Genomic DNA, 21,562 nt, shown 5'->3' on the forward strand with positions numbered 1-21,562 from the left:
GCCCATCCGGTAACCTTCGCAGATCGTTCGTCCCTGTGTCCCCTTTCAAGGAACATCCAAAACAATCGCCCCCGATAACGGTACTGAATTCACCAGCATGGAGGTACTGAGGCGGGTGCAGGCGACCGGCTTCGACTGGCACTACATCGCCCCCGGCAAGCCTCAACAGAACGCTTTCATCGAAAGCTTCAACGGCAAGCCCCGGGCGGAATGCCTGAACGCACACTGGTTCATGAGCCTTGCAGATGCCCGCGAAAAGCCGGAGGATTGGCGTCGGCACTACGATGAGGACAGACCCCACAGCGCAATCGGATACAACGTCCCGATTGCCTTGCATTGTCCTGATGGCGTCACCAGCCCGTCATCGTGACAGAGCCGGAAAAATGCAGCTTCTGGCGGTCAAAGGTTAGGGCTCAGAGCACACCAGATCGGAACTAAGGAACCTGGTGGCCTTTATTTCGGATCGAAAGGGGTTGCGCCGAAGAAAATTTTCATTATGTGCCAGGCTATGGCAGTTATTGGCTTCAAGAGTGGCTTTGGCCGGTTGATACGCGCCGTCGCGTCAACCATCCTTGTTGCTGTGGTTTTCCTGAACACGCTTGCTGCCATTTCTGCACATGCATCGCCTCCCGCAGATGCCGCCACCGGCGTTTCCGAAGTACAGCACGAGACATGCACTTTGCGCAAAGCGGCACAAAGAATGCCGCACAGGCACCAGCAAAGTAACGCACGGGAAAAACCTGCTGAGGAAGGGCTGGCGTCTTGTTCAGTGGCTGTCTGCTGTGTTCACGAAGTCAACGCGGCACCAATTCTTTCCGTTGAGCACCGCCTGGTATCTGTTCAACTCGTGATAACGAACTCAGCCGGAATAGTTTCCAGGTCAGAACTCCCGCATGATCGCCCTCCCCGTTCAGTCTGATTGAATCCGTTTGGCGTGCAATCGAGCACGCCATCTCATTCTGATCAGACGAGGTTTGCATGCCGCAAGCCGAAACGAGGTGTTCTATGCGTGGACGCTATTTTGCTCTCGGTATTCTTGCACTTGCTGCAGGAGTTGCTGGGGGAGTTTATCTTGAAAAACTTATCCTGAACCCTTCTTCGATGATTGGGACCAACGAGTCCGAAATCCTGTATTGGGTTGCACCGATGGACCCGAACTTCCGGCAGCCAGGGCCGGGAAAATCCCCCATGGGGATGGATCTGGTCCCCGTGTATGCAGGCCAAGAGCCTTCGGGTGACTCTGCAGAAGTGCAACTTTCCGCAGCAGAGATTAACGCCATCGGCGTCCGCACGGCTATCTCACGCATGTCCGAGGTCTCCGGCAAGATCGAAACCGTTGGTTTTGTTGGCTACGACGAGCACCGGACAAGCCATGTTCACACCCGCGTGGACGGCTGGATCGAAAAGCTGAATGTGCGCGCTGTCGGAGATCCCGTTCAAAAGGGCGATGTCTTATTTGAGATGTTCTCGCCACAGATTGGCTCGTCAGCCGGCGACCTGGTTCGCGCAATTGAGGCGGGAAACCCTCAGATCATTGATGCCGCCCGCAACAAACTGCGCAGCCACGGCATGTCTGACAGGCAAATCAAGCGTATAGAAGCCAACCGTATTCCTGAGCGCAACATTGAAGTCGAGGCCCCGCAGGACGGTGTTGTGATTTCGCTTGAGGCTGCGGACGGAATGTTCCTGCAACCCGGTACGCGTGCGGCATCGCTGACAGAACTTTCAACCGTTTGGCTGATAGTCGATGTCTTTGAGCGCGACATTGCAAAACTGACTGATAATATGCTTGCCGAAGCGCGGTTTGAGCACCTGCCTGGCCGTGTTTTCAAAGGTTCACTTGACTACATTTATCCTGAACTGGACGCAGTGACCCGTACTCTTCCCGTGCGCTTGCAGTTTGACAACTCCGACATGCTGCTACGCCCGAACATGTTCGGTACGGTCAGTCTGATCCCATCTGAAAATCGAATGGCTCTAACTGTCCCAACAGAGGCCATCATTCGCACCGGGGCCGCGGAACGGGTAATACTGAAAACCGGCAATGGCACTTTCAAACCCCGCCTCATTACCGCGGGGCTACGCGACAATTTCGGTGACGGCGGGCGTACGGAAGTTGCACAGGGATTGGAGCCAGGAGAAGAGGTTGTAGCCTCAGCTCAATTCCTGATCGACAGCGAAAGCGCACTGAGCGCCGGACTTATGCGCATGGCGCCGACAGATGAAGCCCCTGCACACGGATCAGGAGAGTTGGTTGCGCTGGATTTTGAGACCCGTATGGCAGAGATCCGGCACGGTGCTCTAGACAGCCTCGACTGGCCAGAAATGACGTCTCGTTTCCCGATCCGGGCTGATGTTTCTCTTTCGGGTTTGGTTGCAGGTCAGCAGGTGTCATTTCGGCTGTCTCGTGGAGCAGATGGCCTGCTCGGGCTCATCGAGCTTGGTTCAGACGACGGTGTTGCTGCCACAGGCACCGGCATTGTGAGTGGCGTGACTACGGACGGAAAACTGTCGCTCTCACATGAACCTATTGCTGAACTCGGCTGGCCTGCAATGCAGATGGATATGCCAGTGGCAGGCCTAGACATTGCCGAAGTACCCATGGATGTGCCGGTTGAGTTCGATCTCTCAAAAAACGATGACGGGATGTTCATCATTATCGCTGTCCGGGCTGCAGGCTCCCAGCCCATCGTAGATGCAACCCCAGAGACCAATAAACCAAGCACCTCCGAGGATGCTTCAGACATTCTCGTTTCCGGCACGATTGATCAGGTAGACACAGAAACCCGCATGGCCCTGATCACCCATGGCCTGATTGCGGAAACCGGCATGCCAGGCATGACCATGAGTTTCGCTGTGGGTGACGAATTGGACATCGCCAGCCTGCCGGTCGGCCAAGAGGCAGTGCTGACATTTGCCCGTCCGGACGGCATGACCATGGTGCTCACCGAGGTGGAAACGGCCTCACCACCGATAGAGGTGCTGGGCAAGATCAATAGCATCGACTCTGAAACGCGGACGGCGAACATCACGCATGGCCCAGTATCGCAGATTGGCATGCCGGGCATGACCATGGATTTCTCAATTGATCCAGCACTCGACTTAGCTGAACTGCCCGATGGACAAGAAGCGACTTTGCTTTTCACTCAGAAAGCGGACTTCACAATGACCCTCGTAGGAATAAAGCCTGTTGAGGTGACGCAATGATCGCTTCGATTATCCGGGGGTCTGTTGCAAATCGCTTCGTCGTTCTTGCACTCGCTTTCATGATGGGCGTGATCGGGATATGGGCGATCCGCGAAACCCCCGTAGATGCTATTCCCGACTTGTCAGATGTTCAGGTCATTGTCCGCACGCCTTATGCCGGGCAAGCTCCGCAGGTTGTCGAAGATCAGGTCACTTACCCCATAGCCACGGCCATGCTCGCTGTGCCCGGGGCCAGTGACGTGAGGGGGTTTTCCTTTTTCGGCGACAGCTATGTCTACGTCGTTTTCGAAGATGGCACTGACCTTTACTGGGCGCGCACCCGCGTTCTCGAGTACCTGGGGCAGATAACCGCAAACCTTCCAGAAGGCGTTTCCCCGCAGCTTGGGCCGGATGCAACCGGTGTCGGCTGGATCTACCAGTATACGCTGATTGACCGGACTGGCGGGCACGACCTGGCCCAGCTGCGGACTCTCCAGGACTGGTTCCTGAAGTACGAACTGCAAACCGTCGATGGCGTGTCAGAGGTCGCAACCATCGGCGGGATGGTCAAGCAGTATCAGGTCGTTGTGGACCCGAACAAACTGCGTGCTTTTGACGTCACCCTGCCGCAAATCCGCAGTGCCATTCAAAACGCCAACCGCGAGACCGGCGGTTCCGTAATTGAAATGGGCGAAGCGGAATTCATGATCCGCTCTACGGGCTATGTTGATGAACTGGCGGACCTCGCCAAAGCCCCGCTATTGGTCAACGAACGCGGTGCGGCACTGACAGTTGGCGACGTGGCAGACGTCCGCCTTGGGCCGGAAATGCGGCGCGGCGTCGGGGAGTTTAACGGCGAAGGCGATGCCGTTGGTGGGGTCGTTATCCTGCGCTGGGGCGGGAACGCCCTGGCCACGATCAAAGCTGTTGAGGCGCGTATCGAAGAGTTGCGGGCAAACCTGCCTGAAGGGGTTGAGCTTGTCACAACCTACAACCGCGCGGGCGTTATCGAGCGTGCAATCGAGAACCTCGAAACAAAGCTGACCGAAGAATTTATCGTTGTCGTTCTGGTCTGTGCAGCCTTCCTGCTGCACATCCGCTCGTCCCTCGTGATCCTTCTGTCGCTGCCTCTCGGCATCTTTGCAGCCTTCATCATCATGAAGCTGCAGGGGGTGAATGCCAACATCATGAGTTTGGGCGGGATTGCCATCGCTATCGGCGCGATGGTGGACGCAGCCATCGTCATGATCGAAGCCATGCACCGAAGGCTAGAGAAGGAAAAGCTGACCAATCAGAACCGCTGGCGCCTCGTCACCGAATGCGCAACCGAAGTGGGGCCGGCGCTTTTCTTCTCCCTGGCAATCATCACCGTGAGCTTTTTGCCGGTCTTTGTTCTGGAAAGCCAGGAAGGGCGGCTTTTCAAACCGCTGGCCTTCACCAAGACCTACGCAATGGCAGCGGCGGCGATCCTTTCCATCACGCTGGTGCCTGTTCTGATGGGATATTTTGTGCGCGGCCGGATTCTCTCGGAGCAAAAGAACCCCCTGAACCGTATCGTGATCTGGATCTACCGGCCCTTTCTGGATGCTGCCGTCGCGTGGCCCTGGGCCACGACGTTGCTGGCCGGTGTGCTTGTCGCATCCATGTGGTGGCCGCTGCAGCGTATCGGGACCGAGTTCATGCCAGAGCTGAACGAGGGCGACCTCCTCTATATGCCGACACTGTACCCCGGTGTCTCCATTGGCAAGGCACGCGAGGTGTTGCAGCAATCCGACCGGCTGATTGCTACGGTCCCTGAGGTCGCGACGGTGCATGGCAAGCTCGGACGCGCCGATACAGCCACGGATCCCGCTCCGCTCACGATGATCGAGACAACGATTCAGCTGAAACCTGAATCCGAATGGCGCGACGGAATGACGATGGAAAGCATCCGCGACGAGCTTGACCGCGCTGTGCAAATTCCTGGTGTGACCAATGTCTGGATTCAGCCGATTAAGAACCGCATCGACATGCTTGCCACAGGGATTAAGACACCCGTCGGCGTCAAAATCTCCGGCGCTGATTTGAGCGTCATCGGGCAAATTGGTGTCGATATCGAACGCGTGGTTGCAGGTATCGACGGCACGGCATCAGCCTATGCAGAGCGGCCAGTTGGAGGACGCTTCGTGGAGATCGACGTCAACCGCGATGCCGCTGCGCGCTATATGATGAGCGTGCGTGAAGTGCAGGATGTCGTTCAGACCGCAATCGGCGGAATGCAGGTGTCGGAATCCGTGGAAGGACTCGAGCGGTTTCCGATAAACCTTCGCTACCCCCAGGAGTGGCGGAACAGCCCCGAACGCCTGCGCGACCTTCCGGTGGTCACACCGTCCGGCGCGCATATTCCTCTTGGCAACCTGGCAGAGGTCAAAATAGTGGATGGGCCCGGTATGATCCGGTCTGAAAACGCGCGCCGCACTGGTTTCGTTTTCATCGATATTGCTGGCCGGGATCTGGGAGGCTACGTAACCGAAGCGCGGCAACTGGTCGCCGAAGAGGTTGAATTGCCACCCGGATACTCGATCACATGGTCGGGTCAGTACGAATACATTGAGCGTATGCAGGAGCGGCTGAAGCTGGTAGCGCCGGCCACGCTGCTTATCATCACACTGATGCTTTTTCTAGCCTTCAATCGAGTAGTTGAGGTTGGGATCATCCTTGCTGCCTTGCCGGTAGCTCTCGCAGGAGGTGTCTGGTTCCTGTGGTATTTGAGCTTTGACATCTCTGTCGCCGTTCTGGTGGGGTTCATTGCGCTTGCCGGTGTCGCGGTTGAAACCGCGATTGTTATGCTGCTGTATCTCAATCTAGCCTGGGAAAAGCGGAAAAACCTCGCGGCTGAGGCGCAGCGCGAATTGACAACCAATGATGTCGAAGAGGTGGTATTTGAAGGCGCACTTCTACGAGTACGCCCCAAGGTTATGACGGTGGCGACAATCTTCGCCGGCCTAATTCCGATCATGTACGGCCAAGGCACCGGTTCGGAGATCATGCAGCGTATTGCAGCCCCGATGGTTGGCGGGATGGCGACTGCCACGCTGCTGACTCTTTTCGTCATTCCTTCAATCTTTGTGATCTGGAAGCGGTTGTCTCTTACCCGGGTCAACCGAACCCTGCTGCAGGAACCCGGCCGAGAGGCATCACCGGTACCGGCAGAATAGCACGAAATGTGAAATCACCCTAAGGGGACAATCCAATGAAAAAACTTACTGTAACCCTGGTTGCCTCGCTTTTGGCTGCACCCATCGCTTCCGCTCAGACGAGCCATAGCACTGACCCGCCCCGCCTGAGTGGTCCGGTTTGAGTGTTAGTGGATGATCGGCCTTTGGTCTATTGGGACGGTGGTTTCAGGGGCCGGCGGACGGTAACCCAGAGCACTGTGCGGTCGCTTCATATTGTAATGCCTCCGCCATTTTGCGATCAGGATCTGCGCTTCCCGCAGGCTGTAGAAGATCTCTCCATTGAGCAACTCGGCGCGGAACCTGGCGTTGAAGCTTTCGCGGTATCCGTTTTCCCAGGGAGACCCGGGTTCGATGTAGGCCGTTCTGGCACCGACGGCGCCGATCCAGTCCCGGTCGGCTTGGGCAATAAACTCGGGGCCATTGTCCGAACGGATGTAGGCGGGCACGCCGCGTAGGATGAACAGATCGCTGAGCGCGTCGATCACGCTGGTGGCGTTGAGCCTGCGGCCGACCTTGATGGTCAAACACTCCCGGCTGAAATCGTCGAGGATGTTCAGCGTCCGGAATGCCTTGCCGTCGTCGGTCCGGCAATGCACGAGCTCGTAGCTCCAGACGTGGTTCCGATACTCCGGCCGCAACCGGACGCAAGACCCGTCGTTCAGCCAGAGCCGACCCTTCCTCAGTTGTTTCATTGGCACCTTCAGCGCCTCTCGCCGCCATAGCCGTTCGACGCGCTTGTCGTTCACCTGCCAGCCTGCGTTTCTCAGCAGGGCTGCGATCCGGCGGTAGCCGTAGCGGCCGTACTGGCGGGCCAACTCGATCTATCGGCGACCAGCCGGTCCTCGTCAGCACGGCCCCGCGGCAGCTTGCACTGCGTCGAGCGATGCTGGAGCAGCACTCGACACGCCCGACGTTCCAAGACACCCCAGGTCTTCGCGGACCAGATCGATGCAGACACGACGGCGGGCAGGGCTCAAAGTCAGGCCTCAAGGGGGAGTTCTGCAACAACGCCGGGTGGCTGAGACACCTTGAAAAAGCAGGTTTCAAGATTACTTGTTAACAGCGATAGTTTTTCTTATCGACCCTCTGCCTTCCGCTTGGCGGCTTTCAGTTGATCGACTCAGACCGACATTGCCGAACTGCCGCATCATGCGGGCAGTGTGTGGGCAGGAGTTTCTCCAATGCAGAATTCAGATAAGGCGGTCGATCTCGACCGTGCAGTCGCTACGGCGCGAACATGAACCGGTCTTTCGAAGAACTTCTTCGCGATTTGCCTCGACAAAACGGAAATGGTGGACAGCCGCTCAGCCCGGCTGGCACTGGCGAGCGCACCGCCAGCACGCCAATCGACAAAACGACCGCTGCAGCGAAGCTCATCATCGATGGCGAGGCGGAGAAGCGCGCCAGCAAGACGGCTCGACTGAAGGCGGATCGCCAGACCAGAGATCAGGGAAAGCTGGATTGATGGCGCAGGGCAGGGGGGTAATCCCCCCATTTTTGCGGGGGCTTGGCCGTAGAATTTACGCGGCCATTTTCAGTTTCTGTGCAGGAGTCATCCCGCCGTTGCCCATGTTCGGGCGTTCATGGTTGTAGGACCAGAGCCACTCGGTGGCAATCTGCTGGACCTCTTCGGTGTTTTCGAAAATGTATAAGTCCAGCCATTCGTGCCTGACCGTCCAGTTGCAGCGCTCGACATAGGCCTTCTGTTGAGGCTACCCGGGCTGGATGTAGGCCAGGGTGATGCCCCGGTTTTCGGCCCATTCCCTGAGGGTGCCACTGACGTATTCCGGGCCGTGGGCGGCCAGAATTGTCCCAGGGGCACCACGCCGTTCGATGATCTGGTTCTGGGCTCGAACAACCCGTTCCGCAGGCAGTGAAAAGTCGATCTCAATGCCCATTCCTTCGCGACATTGGTGCCAAGGCAGCGAATGACATTTGGCAGCCCGAATGTGACATCTTCGGACAATGTGAATTGAAGGCTTCGATTTTTGGGCCAAGTCTCTGTTCCGCCGGAGCGATCCTGCGGCACAGGGTTTGGCCATCTCGCCAATCAGTTCTCTACGGTCAACCCGTCGTGCATGGCGTGCAGGAACTGGTCACCGAAAGTGGGTGAGAACGCAAAGTTCGAACGATTAAGTTCCCCCTTCTGCACGTTTTCGTCCCGCTCGTAGATAACTTCATCGTCCTTAATCGTCGCGATGATCTTGATCGTGTCCAGGGTCTCGGGATCGATCGCCGTTGGGTCCTCTGAAAGAACTACAAAGTCGGCTATCTTTCCCACCTCGATTGAGCCTTTACGGTCCTCTTCGAAATGCTGCCATGCTGGCCAGATGGTCAGCGCCTTCAATCCCGTGATGACGTCAACGCGGTGCTCCGGCCCAAGAATATCGCCGGAACGCGTGCGTCGGGTCACCGTCGCGTCGAGGATTCGCATGCTGTCAGGGAAGGCGACCGGTGCATCATGGTGCGAGCCGAACATCATATCCCGCTTCATAAGCCAACCGGTGGGTGAGATATTGTCGGCGTTCACGGGGCCGACCGTGTGATCGCGGTGCCAATCCCCCCAGTAGAACGTGTGCATCGGGAACAGGGACGGGAAAATACCGAGCCGCTTCAGGTCGTCGACCTGATCTTCGCGCAGGAATTGCCCGTGGATCAAAACCGGACGGTTGCCTGGATCGCCATACTTCTGTTGCGCCGTTTCGATGGCTGCGATGAACATGTCGGAAGCGCCTTCGCCGTTGGCGTGAACCAGAATTTGGATACCGTTTTCAAAGCACCAGTTCACCGCGTTATGAACTTGCTCCATGGTCACCGCTGAGTAACCTGCATATCCCGGAGGATAATCTCCCACCGGGTCGTAATAGGGCCGGTCCCGGAGCGCCGTAAATCCTTGCGGCGAACCGTCGATTGTAAGCTTGCAGCCGCCGACGCGGATGTGACTGTCGTAGTCCTTGGATACGTGTTCGCGAATGTAATCCTGTGCTTCGAGGACATCCGGATACGCGACGACATCAACCGCGATCCTGCCCTCGGTGTCCACGGCTTTCAGCGTCTCGACAGCGCCCGCCGACGACCGGCCATCCTGCGCGGTCGTGTAGCCAAAACTCGCCCAAAGTTCTGAGCCGGCGGCAGAGAAGGCTGCTATGCCTTCCGCACCAAGTTCGTTCAGCACAGGACCCAGAGCTGCAAAGAACGCGTATTCCTCCAGCACGCCGTTGGGGTTGCCATCCGGGCCGCGCTGGATCACGCCCCCTGGTGGATCTTCGGTCGAGGCATCGTAGCCGACAATCTCCAGTACCTTGGAGTTGGCTACGCCGAGGTGCCCGGACTGGTGGACGATGATGATCGGAACATCTGTGGAAACCGCATCCAGGTCTTCCCTCGTCGGGTGCCGCAACTCCGCAAGCTGGGCGTTGTCGTAGCCAAAACCGATGATGACGCCGGTCTGTTCGACTGCTGCCGAATTCTCCTCGGCCCACGCCTTCAGGTTGTCCTGCAGGCTCGCAATGTCTGTGATTTTTCCATCCGGTGGCGCAAGCAGGTTCGCCGACAGTGCCTGCAGGCCGCCGAAAACCACGTGACCGTGGCTGTCTACGAAGCCCGGCACCATCGCGCGGCCGTCCAGATCGTAGACTTGTGTCGCATCATTCTGCAGCGTCAGCATGTTGTCCAGATCACCGACAGCCATGATAATCCCGTCTTTGACAGCTACGGCCTCGGCAGTCGGCTGGGCATCATTGATCGTCAGAATGGGGCCGCCGGTGTAGATCGTATCGGCAATTTCCTGGGCTATCGCAGTCGAATTAAAGAAACCGACGATACTTGCAGCAACTGCAAGCAGACTTGTTCTCGTGCAATCCATGGTAAGTCACTTTCTCAAAATCGCAGGTAAATCAGGTAGGCCGATAAATTTTCTCGTCTACCATATAAAGACGGTCGCGTTCGCGTGAGTTTTTCCGAAACCTGTGCCAACAAGAAACGCGTCAAGGCTCCACCTGGGCAACCACGGGAGACAACACCCCAAACGGCAGCAAAGTCTCGCGCTGTGTGAGTTCAACGGGCCCAATACTTTGCAGTCGCAGCGAATGGCAGGAAGCATGGACTGCTCCGCAGCATTAACTCCGGCTGGTTGCGTCAAACGGTCGAGTTTGCAAAGGGCACTGCTATGCGCACAGCGGACCTAAGACCCCCCCCCGGCAAACCCGGCGCGGTTCTGCTCGCTCACTCAGCCGAAAACCGCAAAAAAAAGCGGAACGCTCAGCCGGCATGACAAATACAGTTGCTAGGATCATGATGGGCACAAAGCGTTGACCGCTGAACGCACCGGGCGCTACTTTGACTGTGCAGGTCCAAGGCCGGAAGCCCCATGCGCGTTCTCAGGTTCTTTTTTATTCTCTCAATCTTGTGTGCGTCCATAGTTTTCGGCCTGCGCCTCGTTTTCCCTTTGCCAAGCCTGCCGGACGAGCCAGCCAGCACGGCACTCCCGGCCACGGGTGAGACAGCGCTTGGGGCGGCGCTGATCCCCGCGGCAGCGGCGCATCCGGGGAAAACAGGGATCTGGCCGCTCTCCGACGGCCGCGAAGCCTATGCTGCCCGGGTCTTGCTGGTCCGCGCCGCGCAGGAGAGCATCGACCTGCAATATTACATCTGGCAGGGGGACGAGACCGGCTGGATGCTTCTTGACGAGGTGCGCAAGGCGGCGGAGCGCGGCGTTCGGGTGCGGCTTTTGCTGGACGACAACGGCATTCCCGGCCTTGACGCGGAACTGGCGGCGCTGAACGCCATGGCGAACGTCGAACTGCGGATCTTCAATCCCTTCACACTGCGCAGCCCCAAGCTGCTTTCCTATGTCTTCGACTTCCCGCGCCTGAACCACCGGATGCACAACAAGGCGATGATCGTTGATGGTGCCGCGGTCATTCTCGGCGGGCGCAACATCGGCAACATCTATTTCGATTACGGGAAGGGCGTGCATTACTTCGACGCCGACGTGCTAGCGGCCGGACCCGTGGTGGCGGATGTCTCGCAGAATTTCGACCTCTATTGGGCGAGCCGTTCCGCCTACCCGGCGGAGCTGATCCTGGAGGATGCCCCTGGCGGGACGGAGAGCCTGCTGGCCCATGCCGAACAGGCCCGCGCCAGTGCCCTTGCTGCGCAGTACATCGACACCATTAGGAATACGCCACTGGTGCAGCGGATCGAGGCGGGCACATTGATCATGGAGTGGGGTGAGGTCAGCTTCTTCAGTGACGATCCGGCCAAGGCGCTGGGGGAGGCCGAGGATCAGGATCTGCTGATCACCCGGATCATCGAGATCGCCCAGCCAAAAAAGACATTCGACCTTGTCTCGGCCTACTTCATTCCCGGCGAGGCGGGCACCGAGATTCTGACCGGTTTTGCGGCTGACGGCGTGCGGACGCGTGTTCTGACAAATGCGCTGGCCTCTACCGACGTGGTGCCGGTGCATGGGGCCTACATGAGATACCGGGGCGACCTTGTGGCGGCAGGGGTCGAGACATTGGAGCTGCGTCCCGCGGCCGAGCGAGTGCGCGAGCATGGCCTGTCACACCTGATCGTCGGCTCTGCTTCTAGCCTGCACGCCAAGACCTTTGCCATCGATGGCGAGCAGATCTTTGTCGGCTCCTTCAACTTCGATCCGCGCTCAGCCCGGCTGAATACGGAAATGGGTCTGCTGATGCCAAGCCGCGCCATGGCGCAGGGGCTTGCTAAGATGCTGGAGGACAAGGAGCAGTTCTACCGGGTCTCGGAGACGGCGGAAGGCCGGGTGATTTGGATTGAGACGCGAAAGGACGGCAGCGAGGAGGTACTGAAAAAGGAGCCGGAAGCGACGCTGATGCAACGCGCCTTTGCCCGTCTGGTGAGCTGGCTGCCAGTGGAGGGGATGCTCTGAGCACCCCTGCGGGAGACATATGAAACGCCCAGGCCCCGAGCTGCGGCGTTATTAATACGATTGCGCGCGAGGCAACTTTTACGGACAGAGACGCCCGGCAATTACAGCTTGGCTTTATCGCGAAAACCGGCCCCGCACATCCGGGGCAGATCAAGGAGGACAGGCATGAAACTGACCCGGACCCGAGGCATCGCCCTTGCTGCCCTGATTGCAGGTGGACCGGCCATGGCCGAAACCGTAGAACTGCCAGTTGTTGTGCATCTGCAGGAGGGCGCGGCGCTTCCTCCTGAGGCGTTTCTGCAAGTCGAGCTGCTTGATGTGTCACGGGCCGATGCGCCCTCTGTCACCCTTGCGTCCGCCGTTTACAAGATCGACAACCTGCCGGTCGAGGTGCGCTTGTCCTATGACAGTGATGCCATCGACGCACGCATGCGCTATGTGATTGCAGCAAAGGTCGCCGTTGGCGATGAGGCGTTGCTGCGCACAACCACCTTCTATCCGGCACTGACCCATGATGCGCCGGAGCGGCCGGAGATCGTTCTGGAGGCCGCGATACCCGGCATTGCCGGCGTTGAATGGCAAGCCTTCGAGATCGGCGGGCGGATGCTGATTATCAGTGACGCGCCCACCCTTGCTTTCACCCAGGGCGGCGGCTTTTCAATGTACGGCGGCTGCAACCGTTTTACCGGCACCGCTGATGTAGGACACGGCGTGCTCACCTTTCCCAAGGCTTTCGCCGGCACCCGCCGCATGTGCCCGGAGGCGCGCATGAAGATCGAGCAAGAAATGCTCGACGCCGTCACGGCCAGCACAGGTTATGTGCGCGCCGGCAAAAACCTGAGCCTGACCAATGCTGCGGGCATCGTCACGCTGCGCCTGACTGAACGTCCCGGCTGAAGCGCAATCGGCGGTGTGGTAATCGGGCGCTGACCGGTCGTGCGCTTGGTTGCCCTGCTGAGAGGGGGGCAAACGGAGATGGGCAGCGGGAGGTCTGAATCCTGTCCCGGGTTCCCGCCGTTTTGCACAAGCGTCATCAGGTGACGGTCAATTTTCCTTGACGGAGCTGGCTGTGCGCCGGAAGCTGCACGCGTAGTATCCACAACCTAAAAATGTTTTGGGCCGCTGATTGCGGATACGCGTGTATTGATTTCGCGGCCGAATAGGGGTGTTTGAGATGGTCAGACTTATCCTTGCCGCCGTGGCCTATCTGATTGCCAACGCTATTGGACTATTGCTGGCCGCAGCCCTGCTGAGCGGTTTCCAGATTGACCCGCTTTCTTTCGTTATCGTGGCCCTCTCGTTTTCGGTCATAATGGCGGTTCTCAGCCCGCTGGTCATCAAGATGTCGCTTAAGCGTCTGCCGCAACTCTTGGGGGGTGTGGCGCTCGTGACCGTCTTCATCGGGCTGTTCGTTACTGACCTGCTGCTGGATGGCATGGTCATTGGCGGCGTTGCCAACTGGCTGGCCGCCACTTTGCTGGTATGGCTAGGCAGCCTCATAGCGGAGATCTTGATCCCGATCTACCTGTTCAAGCAGCTCGCCGAAAAGAAGAAGTCGTCATGAGGCCATTTCAACCGGTTCTTACGCCGCCCTATGCGAAGCGCGACAATCCAGTGTGCTTTGCAGGGGTCTGCGAAGGACGCTTTCTGCGCTGAGTTGCCGTGAACTGTGCGCTACCAAGCGTTTGGATGATTGCAAAGAGGGCAGGTAGGTGAGCCGGTTGCCCGATCCCAGACAGCAATAATTCTCAAGGTATATCAAATTCTTACGGCGTTCTGTCCGGGACCTTATCCGCGTTTGGACCCTGCGCACCCGCCGCAAGTGGCACCAGCCCGGCCAGATCCCTCTCAAGGGGCAGATCTTTTTCAGGGTCCTCCGCCGCAGGCGCCAGCACGATCCGCTCCAACAGTGCCCGCAGCGCCTTCTTGGTTTCTTCCACGCCCTCGGCGGAGCCAAGGCCCTTGATCAGCCGAGTGATCCGCTCCCCGTGACCTCCGCCATCGGCGGGTGAAACACCACCGTGTCCGGGGCAGGGGTGTGCTCCAGCTCACGTCCCCGCTGCTGGCGCCGGGCGTCCAGCTCGACCAAGGGCCGCACCCGAGCCTCACGCGCCTCGTCACCATCACCAGTGATTTTAGGCCCGTCAGAAGAGACTCCGATCGCGTCGGCGAACTGTTTGCAGCGGTAGCGGGCGGCGCGATGGCTTGGTTAGAACTGCCGCGGCCAACACACTGGCGCGGCAGTTATTCTTAATCAGGCCAATGGCAATCCGATCAGTTGATCTTGGAGATCGCCAAGTGTGTCAGCTTGCTGTTCGCAGCTTTCTCCTGGTCCAGGATCGACGTCAGCAGGTCGTGCGCCTCGTCATGGCCCAGTTGCTTGGCCCATTCGCGCAGAGTGCCATACCTGGCGATCTCATAGTGCTCGACAGCCTGGCAAGCCGCGATCAGCGCAGCATTTTTGCCGTCGCCGGTTGCTTCCTTCATCAAGCCTTGTGTTTCCTTGATCAGCCCTTCGATCGCATCGCACTTTTCGCCGGAGGGTTTCTCGCCGATGGATTTGAACACTTTTTCCAAGGTCTTCACCTGGCCCTTGGTTTCTTCCAGGTGCTCACCGATTGCGTCCTTCAATGCCTTGCCGTTGGCAGCCTCCTGGACTTCAGGGAGCGATTTCACGAGCTGGTTTTCAGCGTAGTAGATGTCTTGCAGGGTGTGCAGGAAAACGTCGCTCAGAGTTTTCATAGGTTGGTCCTCATCATAAGGTTAAGCTTGCCTTGCCGGGGCCGCGAGGAATACCCGCGGCCCGCTTGATCTCTGCGGCAGTGGTCGGCGTTCAGCCTCAGCTGGATCTGCCCGGGCCGCGCGCTGGAGGGCTGCCAGTCCCCGGCCTGCAAAGTCGCAGCGCGGGACTGGCTCAATTCCTCAAGGTAGTAACGCTCGGGCTCAGAGGCCGCGCGACCAGTCGTGGATCTCGCGTTCGGCTTCTTCCTTGGTGCGCCCGTACCGCTCCTGGATCTTGCCGGAGAGTATTTCACGGTCACCCTCAATCTGATCCCATTCGTCGCCAGTGATCTCTCCCCAGGTTCTCTGCGCGGAACCTTTGAGTTGTTTCCATTGGCCTTTGACTTGATCCCAGTTCATAGCAGTCTCCTTTCGCCTTTTCTGCGACTGGGTAGGAAACGCTTTCTTGAGGAGGTTGTTCCCGTCCGTTCCTGGCTGAGCAGAAAACGGCTCAAGGGCTGCTTTGGGATGCGCTCCCTGAGCTTCGTGCGGGTGTCCCGAAATCACAGGGTGTCAGCGCCGCTCGGCGCCAAGTGCGGGTGTGAAGGAACTTTGCCACACGGGAAACGTTGAAGTTTAGAAGCCGCTCGGGAGAGAGAAAATGTCGGACAAACCAGCAAGCGTCGATCACCTAAAAACCGAAGGTGGCCGCCCGGACACGATTCAGGACGATCCCAAAAAGATGCGTCAGAAGCCCAAGGATCACTGGAACGACGCCACTGAGACGATGGATGAGGCACCGGCGGCAAGCCCGAATGCCGAGGAGCAGAGCCGCAAGAGCTGAAGGCCAAGGATCTAGGAACCGCTGAGGCGGGCGCCCGCCGGGCACTCTCTGTGCGCTCTGTGCGGTGCGTGGCGTGAGGAAGCACTGTTCACGAAAAGAAACGGCAGCCCACCCCCGGGCTACCGTTTCTCCAACATCTTCACTCGTTACCCCGCCGCTGGCGGCTCTCACCATGTCCGCTGAAAACAGCGCGTTCCCATGGAACAGTCGCGGACTGCGAGGAAACGCTTAACAGGCGCATTGGTTCCCAAAAAAGAGAAGATTATTTTCCGGATTGCGCCTGCCGCTGATGTTCAGCATGTGCATTCTCGGGATGCGGGGCCGTCTGCTGCGCCGCATCCGCCTGCCGCTGCAAGTCCCGGCGGCCGGATCAGGCCGCGGTCGAACGGCGGCCTGGGAGAACGCAGAGACGCGTGAACGCGCACTGGTTCAAGAGATCTGCACATGCCCGCAAGAAGCTGAAGGATTGGCGCCGGCACTGCAATGAGGACAGACCGCTCATCGCAATGGGATATACCGTCCTGATTGCCAGTCATTATCCGGATAGCGCCGCCAGCCCGTCATCGTTACAGAGCCGGAAAAATCAAGCTTCCGGCGGTCCAAGGCCAAGGCTCAGCGCAGTACCCCCAGCACGTTGCGAAGTGTTTCTTGCAATTCGCGCGCGCGGGTGGGTTTGGTCAGGACGGCGTCAAAACCGGCCCGCAGCAATTCTTCCTTCTGCTCGGGCATGATGTGCGCTGTTGCGGCAACCGCAGGGATGTACGGCCTGCCCAAGGCGTCATTGCGGGCGCGGATGCGGGTCAGCGCTTCAATGCCGGACATGCGGGGCATCGAAATGTCCATCAGCAAGCAATCAAAGGCACCGGGTTCCCAGGCGGAAACGGCCTCCACTCCATCGCGGCATGGTACTGAGATATAGCCGAACTTATCGAGGAATTTTTGCAAGATCAGCATGTTGGTGGCGTTGTCCTCGGCGACCAGCAAGCGGGGAGCGCGGGCTGGAGGCACCGGCTCGCTTGCGAAGGCGGGGGCGGCCGGCGGCGCCGCGGCAATGTCACCAGCCGCCAGAGGGAGAGAAAGCTGCAACTGGATCTCAGTGCCTTCGGAAGGAGCAGAAGCCACTGACAGGCTTCCGCCCATACGCTCCACAAGTTCCTTTACAATGGTCAGCCCAAGTCCTGTGCCGCCCAAGGCTGAGGCGGCCGGACCGGCCTGTTCGAACTTTGAAAAAACCCGGACCTGATCGTCCTCCGTCAGGCCGGTGCCGGTATCAGAAACCGACAGCATGAGGCCGCCAGGCCCGGTCCACGCGCTCAGCCGCACCTTCCCGGCTTCAGTGAACTTCAGTGCGTTTCCGCACAGGTTGTGCAGGATTTGCTCAATCCGCCGGGCATCGCCCAGCCGCGGGTTGTCGGTTCCTGGTCCCAGATCAATTTCGAACGCGATTCCCTTGTGGCTGGCCACCGCCTGATGCAGGTCCGCCACTTTCCGGCACACGCGCGCGGGGCTGAAGGGGGCGTTGTCCAGTTCCTCGCGCCCGGCCTCGATCCGGGCCAGGTCAAGCACGTCGTTGAGGATCGCCAGAAGCGTCTCCGAAGACGCTGTCACTGTCTGCAGCATGTCTTGCTGTTCGGGCGTGAGCGGTGTGTCCGCAATCAAATCGAGCATGCCGAGAATGCCGTTCATCGGCGTACGGATCTCATGGCTCATGTTTGCCAGGAAGGCAGACTTTGCGGCATTGGCCGCTTCGGCCTTGGCGCGCGCCTCTTCCAGCTCTGTTACATCAACCCTGAGGCAGACATAGCCGCCATCCGCGGTCCTGCGGTCATAGGCTTTGAGAACACGTCCGTCGCTGATGCGCAGAAGCTGGGACGCGTCGCCGGCACGGAATACTTCCATCCGCGACTCGATAAACGCGGCGGTGTCTATATCCGGCCGCCCGTAGACCTTGGAGTTGGCAAGGCTGGTGACAATTTCGCGGTAGGACACGCCAGGGCGCACGATTTCGGCCCCTTCGGGGAACATCTCGCTGTAGGTGCTGTTGGCCAGCACCAGCCGCTCGTCTTTGTCGAACAGGACAAAGCCGTCCGCAAGGGCTTCGACTGCGTCTGACAACCTTTCATTGGCGAGCCTGGCGGCCTCCTGATCGGCCCGTTTCTCGGTGATATCCTCGACCATGGCGACATAGAGCGGCCGGTCGGCCTCAAGCAGATGCAGCTTGATCGAGACGGGATAGCAGCTGCCGTCCTTGCGCTGGTGGCGGGTGCTCAATTCTAGCGTCCGCCGGTCTCCAGCTCGCAGAGGCGCCAGTAGGGCGGCAAACTCCTCTGCGGTGAAATCCGGTTTTATGTCGAGCGCGGTCATGCCAAGAATTTCGTCCCGGCTGTAGCCGAGGTTGCGCCGGGCCCCCAGGTTCACCTCCTCGAAAAGCCAGCTGACCGGGTCGAAGACATAGATTTCGTGCAGACTGGCCTCGATGATGCGGCCAAGCCAGGCATTGCGCGCATCCTTGCGCGCAGCCTCAGCCGCCAGCATCTGATCGGTGTGCCGTGTTATCAAGTCGGTGGCGATGGCTGCCAGGTCGCTGAGGATTGCGGCTGTATCCTCCCCGAACTGCTCTGGCGCCGAATGCGCAACGCAGATCGCCCCCAGGCGCATCCCGCTGCCGGTTTCCAGCGCAGCGCCGGCATAAGAGCGCACCTGAGGTTCACTTGCGACGAAGGGCAGGGTGTTGAAGCGGCTATCCAGTGTGGCATCCCGCAGAACCAGAGAGGGCGGGCCGCTGAGGAGATGCGTGCAGATTGTGCAATCGCGCGGGACCGACTTCGGGGCTGTGAAACCTGCTGCCGCAAACACGTGCAGCTCGGAGTCTCCGATCACCGAAATCAGGGCAAAGTCTGCGCGGGCAATCCGGGCGGCCAAATTGCAGAGATTTTGCAAGGTCTCAGCGGGAGGCGCCAATTCGTGGACGAGGCTGTCAATATATTTTAGCCGGGCAGCTTCGGAGGCCGATCTGGAATGCGGCATTCAAATTTTCCTGTCAGTTAGCCTTTTTCGGGCCTAGCGCCTGATCGCGGACAGCCATGGCAAGACGGGTGGAGGCAGTAAAACGGTTCGCGCGGCGCTCTTCAGCGAATGGCGCTGCACGCGCAGATATCTCTCTTGTCCCGCCGCCTGCAAGGGCGGCCTGTTCCGCACCGAAGGATGCAGTCATGATTTTTTCCCACTGGGACAATTCCCGCTGGCTGGACTGTTTCGAAGCTGGTTCTGTCCGCCAATCAGCGGGACCGAAACCATAGGCGCCGACAAGATCGCGCACGACAGAATTGCGCCCGCAGTTTTGTATTTCAACGACATCTAACAGGCCTCACCGTATCCAGTGGAACCGGGGTACAGGTAAACTTTGAATTTTCAGTATATGTAATAGTTTAAACGGCAATCGGCAGCAGGGTTCGGAACGTGGATTTCCGGGAGAAGTTTCCCTTGGAAATCCGAGGTGCCGTCGAAACCCGGACACTGACATAAGCTGCGAATTGCAGACTGCGGATCTTCGGTGAGAAGGAGATCAGGAATGCCGAAACGCAAGGTGCACGCGCCCGAGTTCAAGGCCAGGGGGGCGATGGGTAGCACATCACATCAAAGCCAATCGCGAAAGTTTCAAGACGATAGAGCCGTCCAAGTCAGCCGGGGAGCTTCCGAGCTTCATGTTACGGACCGCTTGCTTTAGAGTGACAGATGCGGGGCAGCTGGCGGCTAGATGAACTCGCTTGTCGGAGCGAGATCATGAACGTTGACGCACTTGTCCATATTGAGCCAACCGAAATCGTAGCCAGCCTGAGAGAGTGCCTTTTGGTGCTCACCGATGACCTGGTCGTGGAGTATGCCAACGACCGGTTTTTCAAAGTCTTCGAAGTCGACGAGGCCGAGACCATCGGCGCGCCTTTGGCCAAACTGGGCAACGGGCAGTGGAATATCCCTTCCTTGCTCGGGGAACTGGACAAGATCCTCGGCGAGAGGACCACCGTCGAGGACTTCGAGGTCGACCATGCGTTCGAGCACATCGGGCGCCGGGTCATGCGGTTGAACGCCAGGAAGACCGTCCGTCCCGGCAATGGCTCGCGACGCATTCTGGTCGCCATCGAGGATGTCACGGTAGCGAGCGACATGGCTGCGGAACTCGAGAGGCAACGCCTGCTGGCGACCGGCATCGTCGATACTATCCGCGAGCCTTTGCTGGTGCTTGACGAAGACCTTCGCGTTACTGCTGCAAGCCGCGCATTCTTCTCCACCTTTCATGTCGGCCAGGACGTCACGCTGGGACGAAGGCTTACCGAACTTGGGGAAGGACAATGGGCGATCCCGGCGCTTGTCGACCTGCTGCTCAATGTTGTCCCGAACAACACGGTTGTCGAAGACTACGAGGTCAGCCACGCGTTCCCTGAGATCGGCGAGCGTGTGATACTGCTGAACGCCCGAAAGGTCTTTCGCGAAGGCAACAACACTCATTCGCTTCTGCTTGCGATGGAGGATGTGACCGTGCGGCGGCATCTTGAGGCTGAGAGGAAAGCGGCGCTGGATCATGCCGGACGTCTGCTCGAAGAGCTCAATCATCGCGTGATGAACAGTCTCACGATGATCGGCGGCATCATCGCGCTCGAAGCGCGCAGTATGACGGATGACGATTGCAGGAAGGCGTTTGCAAGGATGAGGGCGCGAGTCGACGCGGTGGGGAGCCTTTACCGGACACTTTCCCAGACCGGGTCGATCGACAGCGTCATGGCCAGTATCTATATTCCGACCCTCATCGAGGATCTGGTCGGATCCTCCGGTTATTCCGACAAGGTCTTGCTGAGCTACGACATCGCCGATGCGGCGCTGTCCACCCGCATCGCTGTGCCGCTCGGACTGATCGTAAACGAACTGGTCACCAATAGTTTGAAGTATGCGTTTGATGATCGCACCGACGGGCGATTGACCGTCGAGCTTTCAATTGATGACAGTGCGATGACCCTGAGAGTGTCCGATGACGGCCCCGGGATTGACCCGCAGGCGCGTGTGGATTCTGGGCTCGGGCAGAAGCTGACCAATTCCTTTGCCATGCAGCTTGGGGGAGAGCTGGTCACCGACAGCGCATCGAACGGAACGGCGCACAGGCTTTCGATCCCCATCTGACGGTCTCGCGGGCTAATGGCGAATTAGGTGCTCTTGCCTCTTGCTCTCGGAAAAATATACTCCATATAACATCCAAGTGGATGGAGTATTGAAATGCCTAAAGTTGCTCACCTGCGCTCGGTCGAGCCGGAAAAGATCACGATCAATCTCGGCCATGTCGATCTTGGCCGGATAGACCTGCTTGTTCAGGAGGGGTTCTACTCGAACCGGACCGATTTCATCCGCACCGCTATTCGCAATCAGCTCAGCGCCGAGCAGGAGCAGGTGGCCCAGTCGGTCAGACGCAACATGCTCGAAATGGGACTTCTCGATCTCAGCCGCTCGGATCTCGAGGCGGCGCAGGCGCGCGGCGAGACGCTGGATATCAGGGTCGTGGGCCTTGCCCGTATCGCGGACGACGTCACCGTTGACCTCGCACTTGCAACCATCGGGTCTATTAACGTGCTGGGCGCCCTTCAGGCGTCCAAGGAAGTCAAAGCGGCCCTGAAGGACCGCATCACCTGAGGC

The 21,562-nt window shown here is 58.8% G+C and carries 16 protein-coding genes and 2 pseudogenes; 10 read left to right on the forward strand and 8 right to left on the reverse strand.

Going from position 1 to position 21,562, the window contains the following annotated elements; translation table 11 throughout:
- Window positions 1-97: 97 nt before the first annotated feature.
- The 3 genes from DAEP_RS22975 (at window position 98) to DAEP_RS0118655 (ending at window position 6,383) form a co-directional block, all read left to right on the forward strand.
- Window positions 98-370, forward strand: coding sequence for an integrase core domain-containing protein (locus DAEP_RS22975; RefSeq protein WP_036760864.1), 273 nt, complete (start codon window positions 98-100; stop codon window positions 368-370).
- A 635-nt stretch (window positions 371-1,005) separates the two neighbouring features.
- Complete coding sequence (locus DAEP_RS0118650) at window positions 1,006-3,207, forward strand: efflux RND transporter periplasmic adaptor subunit (RefSeq protein WP_027245732.1); 2,202 nt, start codon at window positions 1,006-1,008, stop codon at window positions 3,205-3,207.
- The gene (locus DAEP_RS0118655) at window positions 3,204-6,383 is read left to right on the forward strand and encodes an efflux RND transporter permease subunit (protein ID WP_027245733.1); all 3,180 of its coding nucleotides are present in this window, start codon (window positions 3,204-3,206) and stop codon (window positions 6,381-6,383) included. Before DAEP_RS0118650 ends, DAEP_RS0118655 begins: the two co-directional genes overlap by 4 nt.
- Window positions 6,384-6,529: 146 nt before the next feature.
- Here the strand turns inward: DAEP_RS0118655 and DAEP_RS0118660 are convergent.
- Window positions 6,530-7,390 (reverse strand): annotated as a pseudogene (locus tag DAEP_RS0118660) (IS3 family transposase); the annotation flags it as partial.
- 251 nt (window positions 7,391-7,641) lie between these two features.
- Here DAEP_RS0118660 and DAEP_RS23720 point away from each other — a divergent pair.
- Window positions 7,642-7,869: a hypothetical protein gene (locus DAEP_RS23720; RefSeq protein WP_084204466.1), complete on the forward strand. Its 228-nt coding sequence runs from the start codon at window positions 7,642-7,644 to the stop codon at window positions 7,867-7,869.
- 55 nt (window positions 7,870-7,924) lie between these two features.
- On the opposite strand, the pseudogene DAEP_RS22980 reads toward DAEP_RS23720, so the two are convergent.
- Together DAEP_RS22980 and DAEP_RS0118670 are read right to left on the reverse strand one after the other, a co-directional pair.
- A pseudogene (locus DAEP_RS22980) lies at window positions 7,925-8,311 on the reverse strand (integrase core domain-containing protein); the annotation flags it as partial.
- A gap of 143 nt (window positions 8,312-8,454) precedes the next feature.
- Window positions 8,455-10,269 (reverse strand): amidohydrolase, encoded by a 1,815-nt coding sequence (locus tag DAEP_RS0118670; protein WP_027245736.1) that lies wholly within the window; start codon window positions 10,267-10,269, stop codon window positions 8,455-8,457.
- A gap of 582 nt (window positions 10,270-10,851) precedes the next feature.
- Here DAEP_RS0118670 and DAEP_RS0118675 point away from each other — a divergent pair.
- From DAEP_RS0118675 to DAEP_RS0118685, 3 genes are all read left to right on the forward strand, one after another.
- A complete protein-coding gene (locus DAEP_RS0118675) occupies window positions 10,852-12,318 on the forward strand; it encodes a phospholipase D family protein (RefSeq protein ID WP_245595121.1) in 1,467 nt (488 codons plus the stop codon).
- Window positions 12,319-12,483: 165 nt separating this feature from the next.
- A complete protein-coding gene (locus DAEP_RS0118680; protein WP_027245738.1) occupies window positions 12,484-13,215 on the forward strand; it encodes a YbaY family lipoprotein in 732 nt (243 codons plus the stop codon).
- A gap of 277 nt (window positions 13,216-13,492) precedes the next feature.
- Window positions 13,493-13,882 carry a phage holin family protein gene (locus DAEP_RS0118685; RefSeq protein WP_027245739.1) on the forward strand — a complete coding sequence of 130 codons (390 nt, stop codon included), beginning with the start codon at window positions 13,493-13,495 and terminating at the stop codon, window positions 13,880-13,882.
- Between the two features lie 202 nt (window positions 13,883-14,084).
- Here DAEP_RS0118685 and DAEP_RS24055 read toward each other — a convergent pair whose 3' ends face one another.
- From DAEP_RS24055 to DAEP_RS0118700, 3 genes are all read right to left on the reverse strand, one after another.
- Complete coding sequence (locus DAEP_RS24055) at window positions 14,085-14,258, reverse strand: hypothetical protein (RefSeq protein WP_154665089.1); 174 nt, start codon at window positions 14,256-14,258, stop codon at window positions 14,085-14,087.
- Window positions 14,259-14,592: 334 nt separating this feature from the next.
- Entirely contained in the window at window positions 14,593-15,060 is a 468-nt protein-coding gene (locus tag DAEP_RS0118695) for a ferritin-like domain-containing protein (RefSeq protein ID WP_008557599.1), read from the reverse strand.
- A gap of 201 nt (window positions 15,061-15,261) precedes the next feature.
- A complete protein-coding gene (locus tag DAEP_RS0118700) occupies window positions 15,262-15,459 on the reverse strand; it encodes a CsbD family protein (RefSeq protein ID WP_008557836.1) in 198 nt (65 codons plus the stop codon).
- Between the two features lie 241 nt (window positions 15,460-15,700).
- Here DAEP_RS0118700 and DAEP_RS0118705 point away from each other — a divergent pair, with 241 nt between their 5' ends.
- Window positions 15,701-15,883: a hypothetical protein gene (locus DAEP_RS0118705; RefSeq protein ID WP_027245740.1), complete on the forward strand. Its 183-nt coding sequence runs from the start codon at window positions 15,701-15,703 to the stop codon at window positions 15,881-15,883.
- 612 nt (window positions 15,884-16,495) lie between these two features.
- Here DAEP_RS0118705 and DAEP_RS23410 read toward each other — a convergent pair.
- Window positions 16,496-18,910: an ATP-binding protein gene (locus DAEP_RS23410; RefSeq protein ID WP_084204467.1), complete on the reverse strand. Its 2,415-nt coding sequence runs from the start codon at window positions 18,908-18,910 to the stop codon at window positions 16,496-16,498.
- Window positions 18,911-18,923: 13 nt separating this feature from the next.
- Window positions 18,924-19,202, reverse strand: coding sequence for a hypothetical protein (locus DAEP_RS24060; RefSeq protein WP_154665090.1), 279 nt, complete (start codon window positions 19,200-19,202; stop codon window positions 18,924-18,926).
- A 464-nt stretch (window positions 19,203-19,666) separates the two neighbouring features.
- Here DAEP_RS24060 and DAEP_RS22990 point away from each other — a divergent pair, with 464 nt between their 5' ends.
- Together DAEP_RS22990 and DAEP_RS0118720 are read left to right on the forward strand one after the other, a co-directional pair.
- A complete protein-coding gene (locus tag DAEP_RS22990) occupies window positions 19,667-21,055 on the forward strand; it encodes a sensor histidine kinase (RefSeq protein ID WP_051337448.1) in 1,389 nt (462 codons plus the stop codon).
- A gap of 93 nt (window positions 21,056-21,148) precedes the next feature.
- Window positions 21,149-21,559: a CopG family transcriptional regulator gene (locus DAEP_RS0118720; RefSeq protein WP_008556075.1), complete on the forward strand. Its 411-nt coding sequence runs from the start codon at window positions 21,149-21,151 to the stop codon at window positions 21,557-21,559.
- The last annotated feature ends 3 nt before the right edge of the window (window positions 21,560-21,562 follow it).

The organism is Leisingera daeponensis DSM 23529, assembly GCF_000473145.1.
Taxonomy (GTDB): domain Bacteria; phylum Pseudomonadota; class Alphaproteobacteria; order Rhodobacterales; family Rhodobacteraceae; genus Leisingera; species Leisingera daeponensis.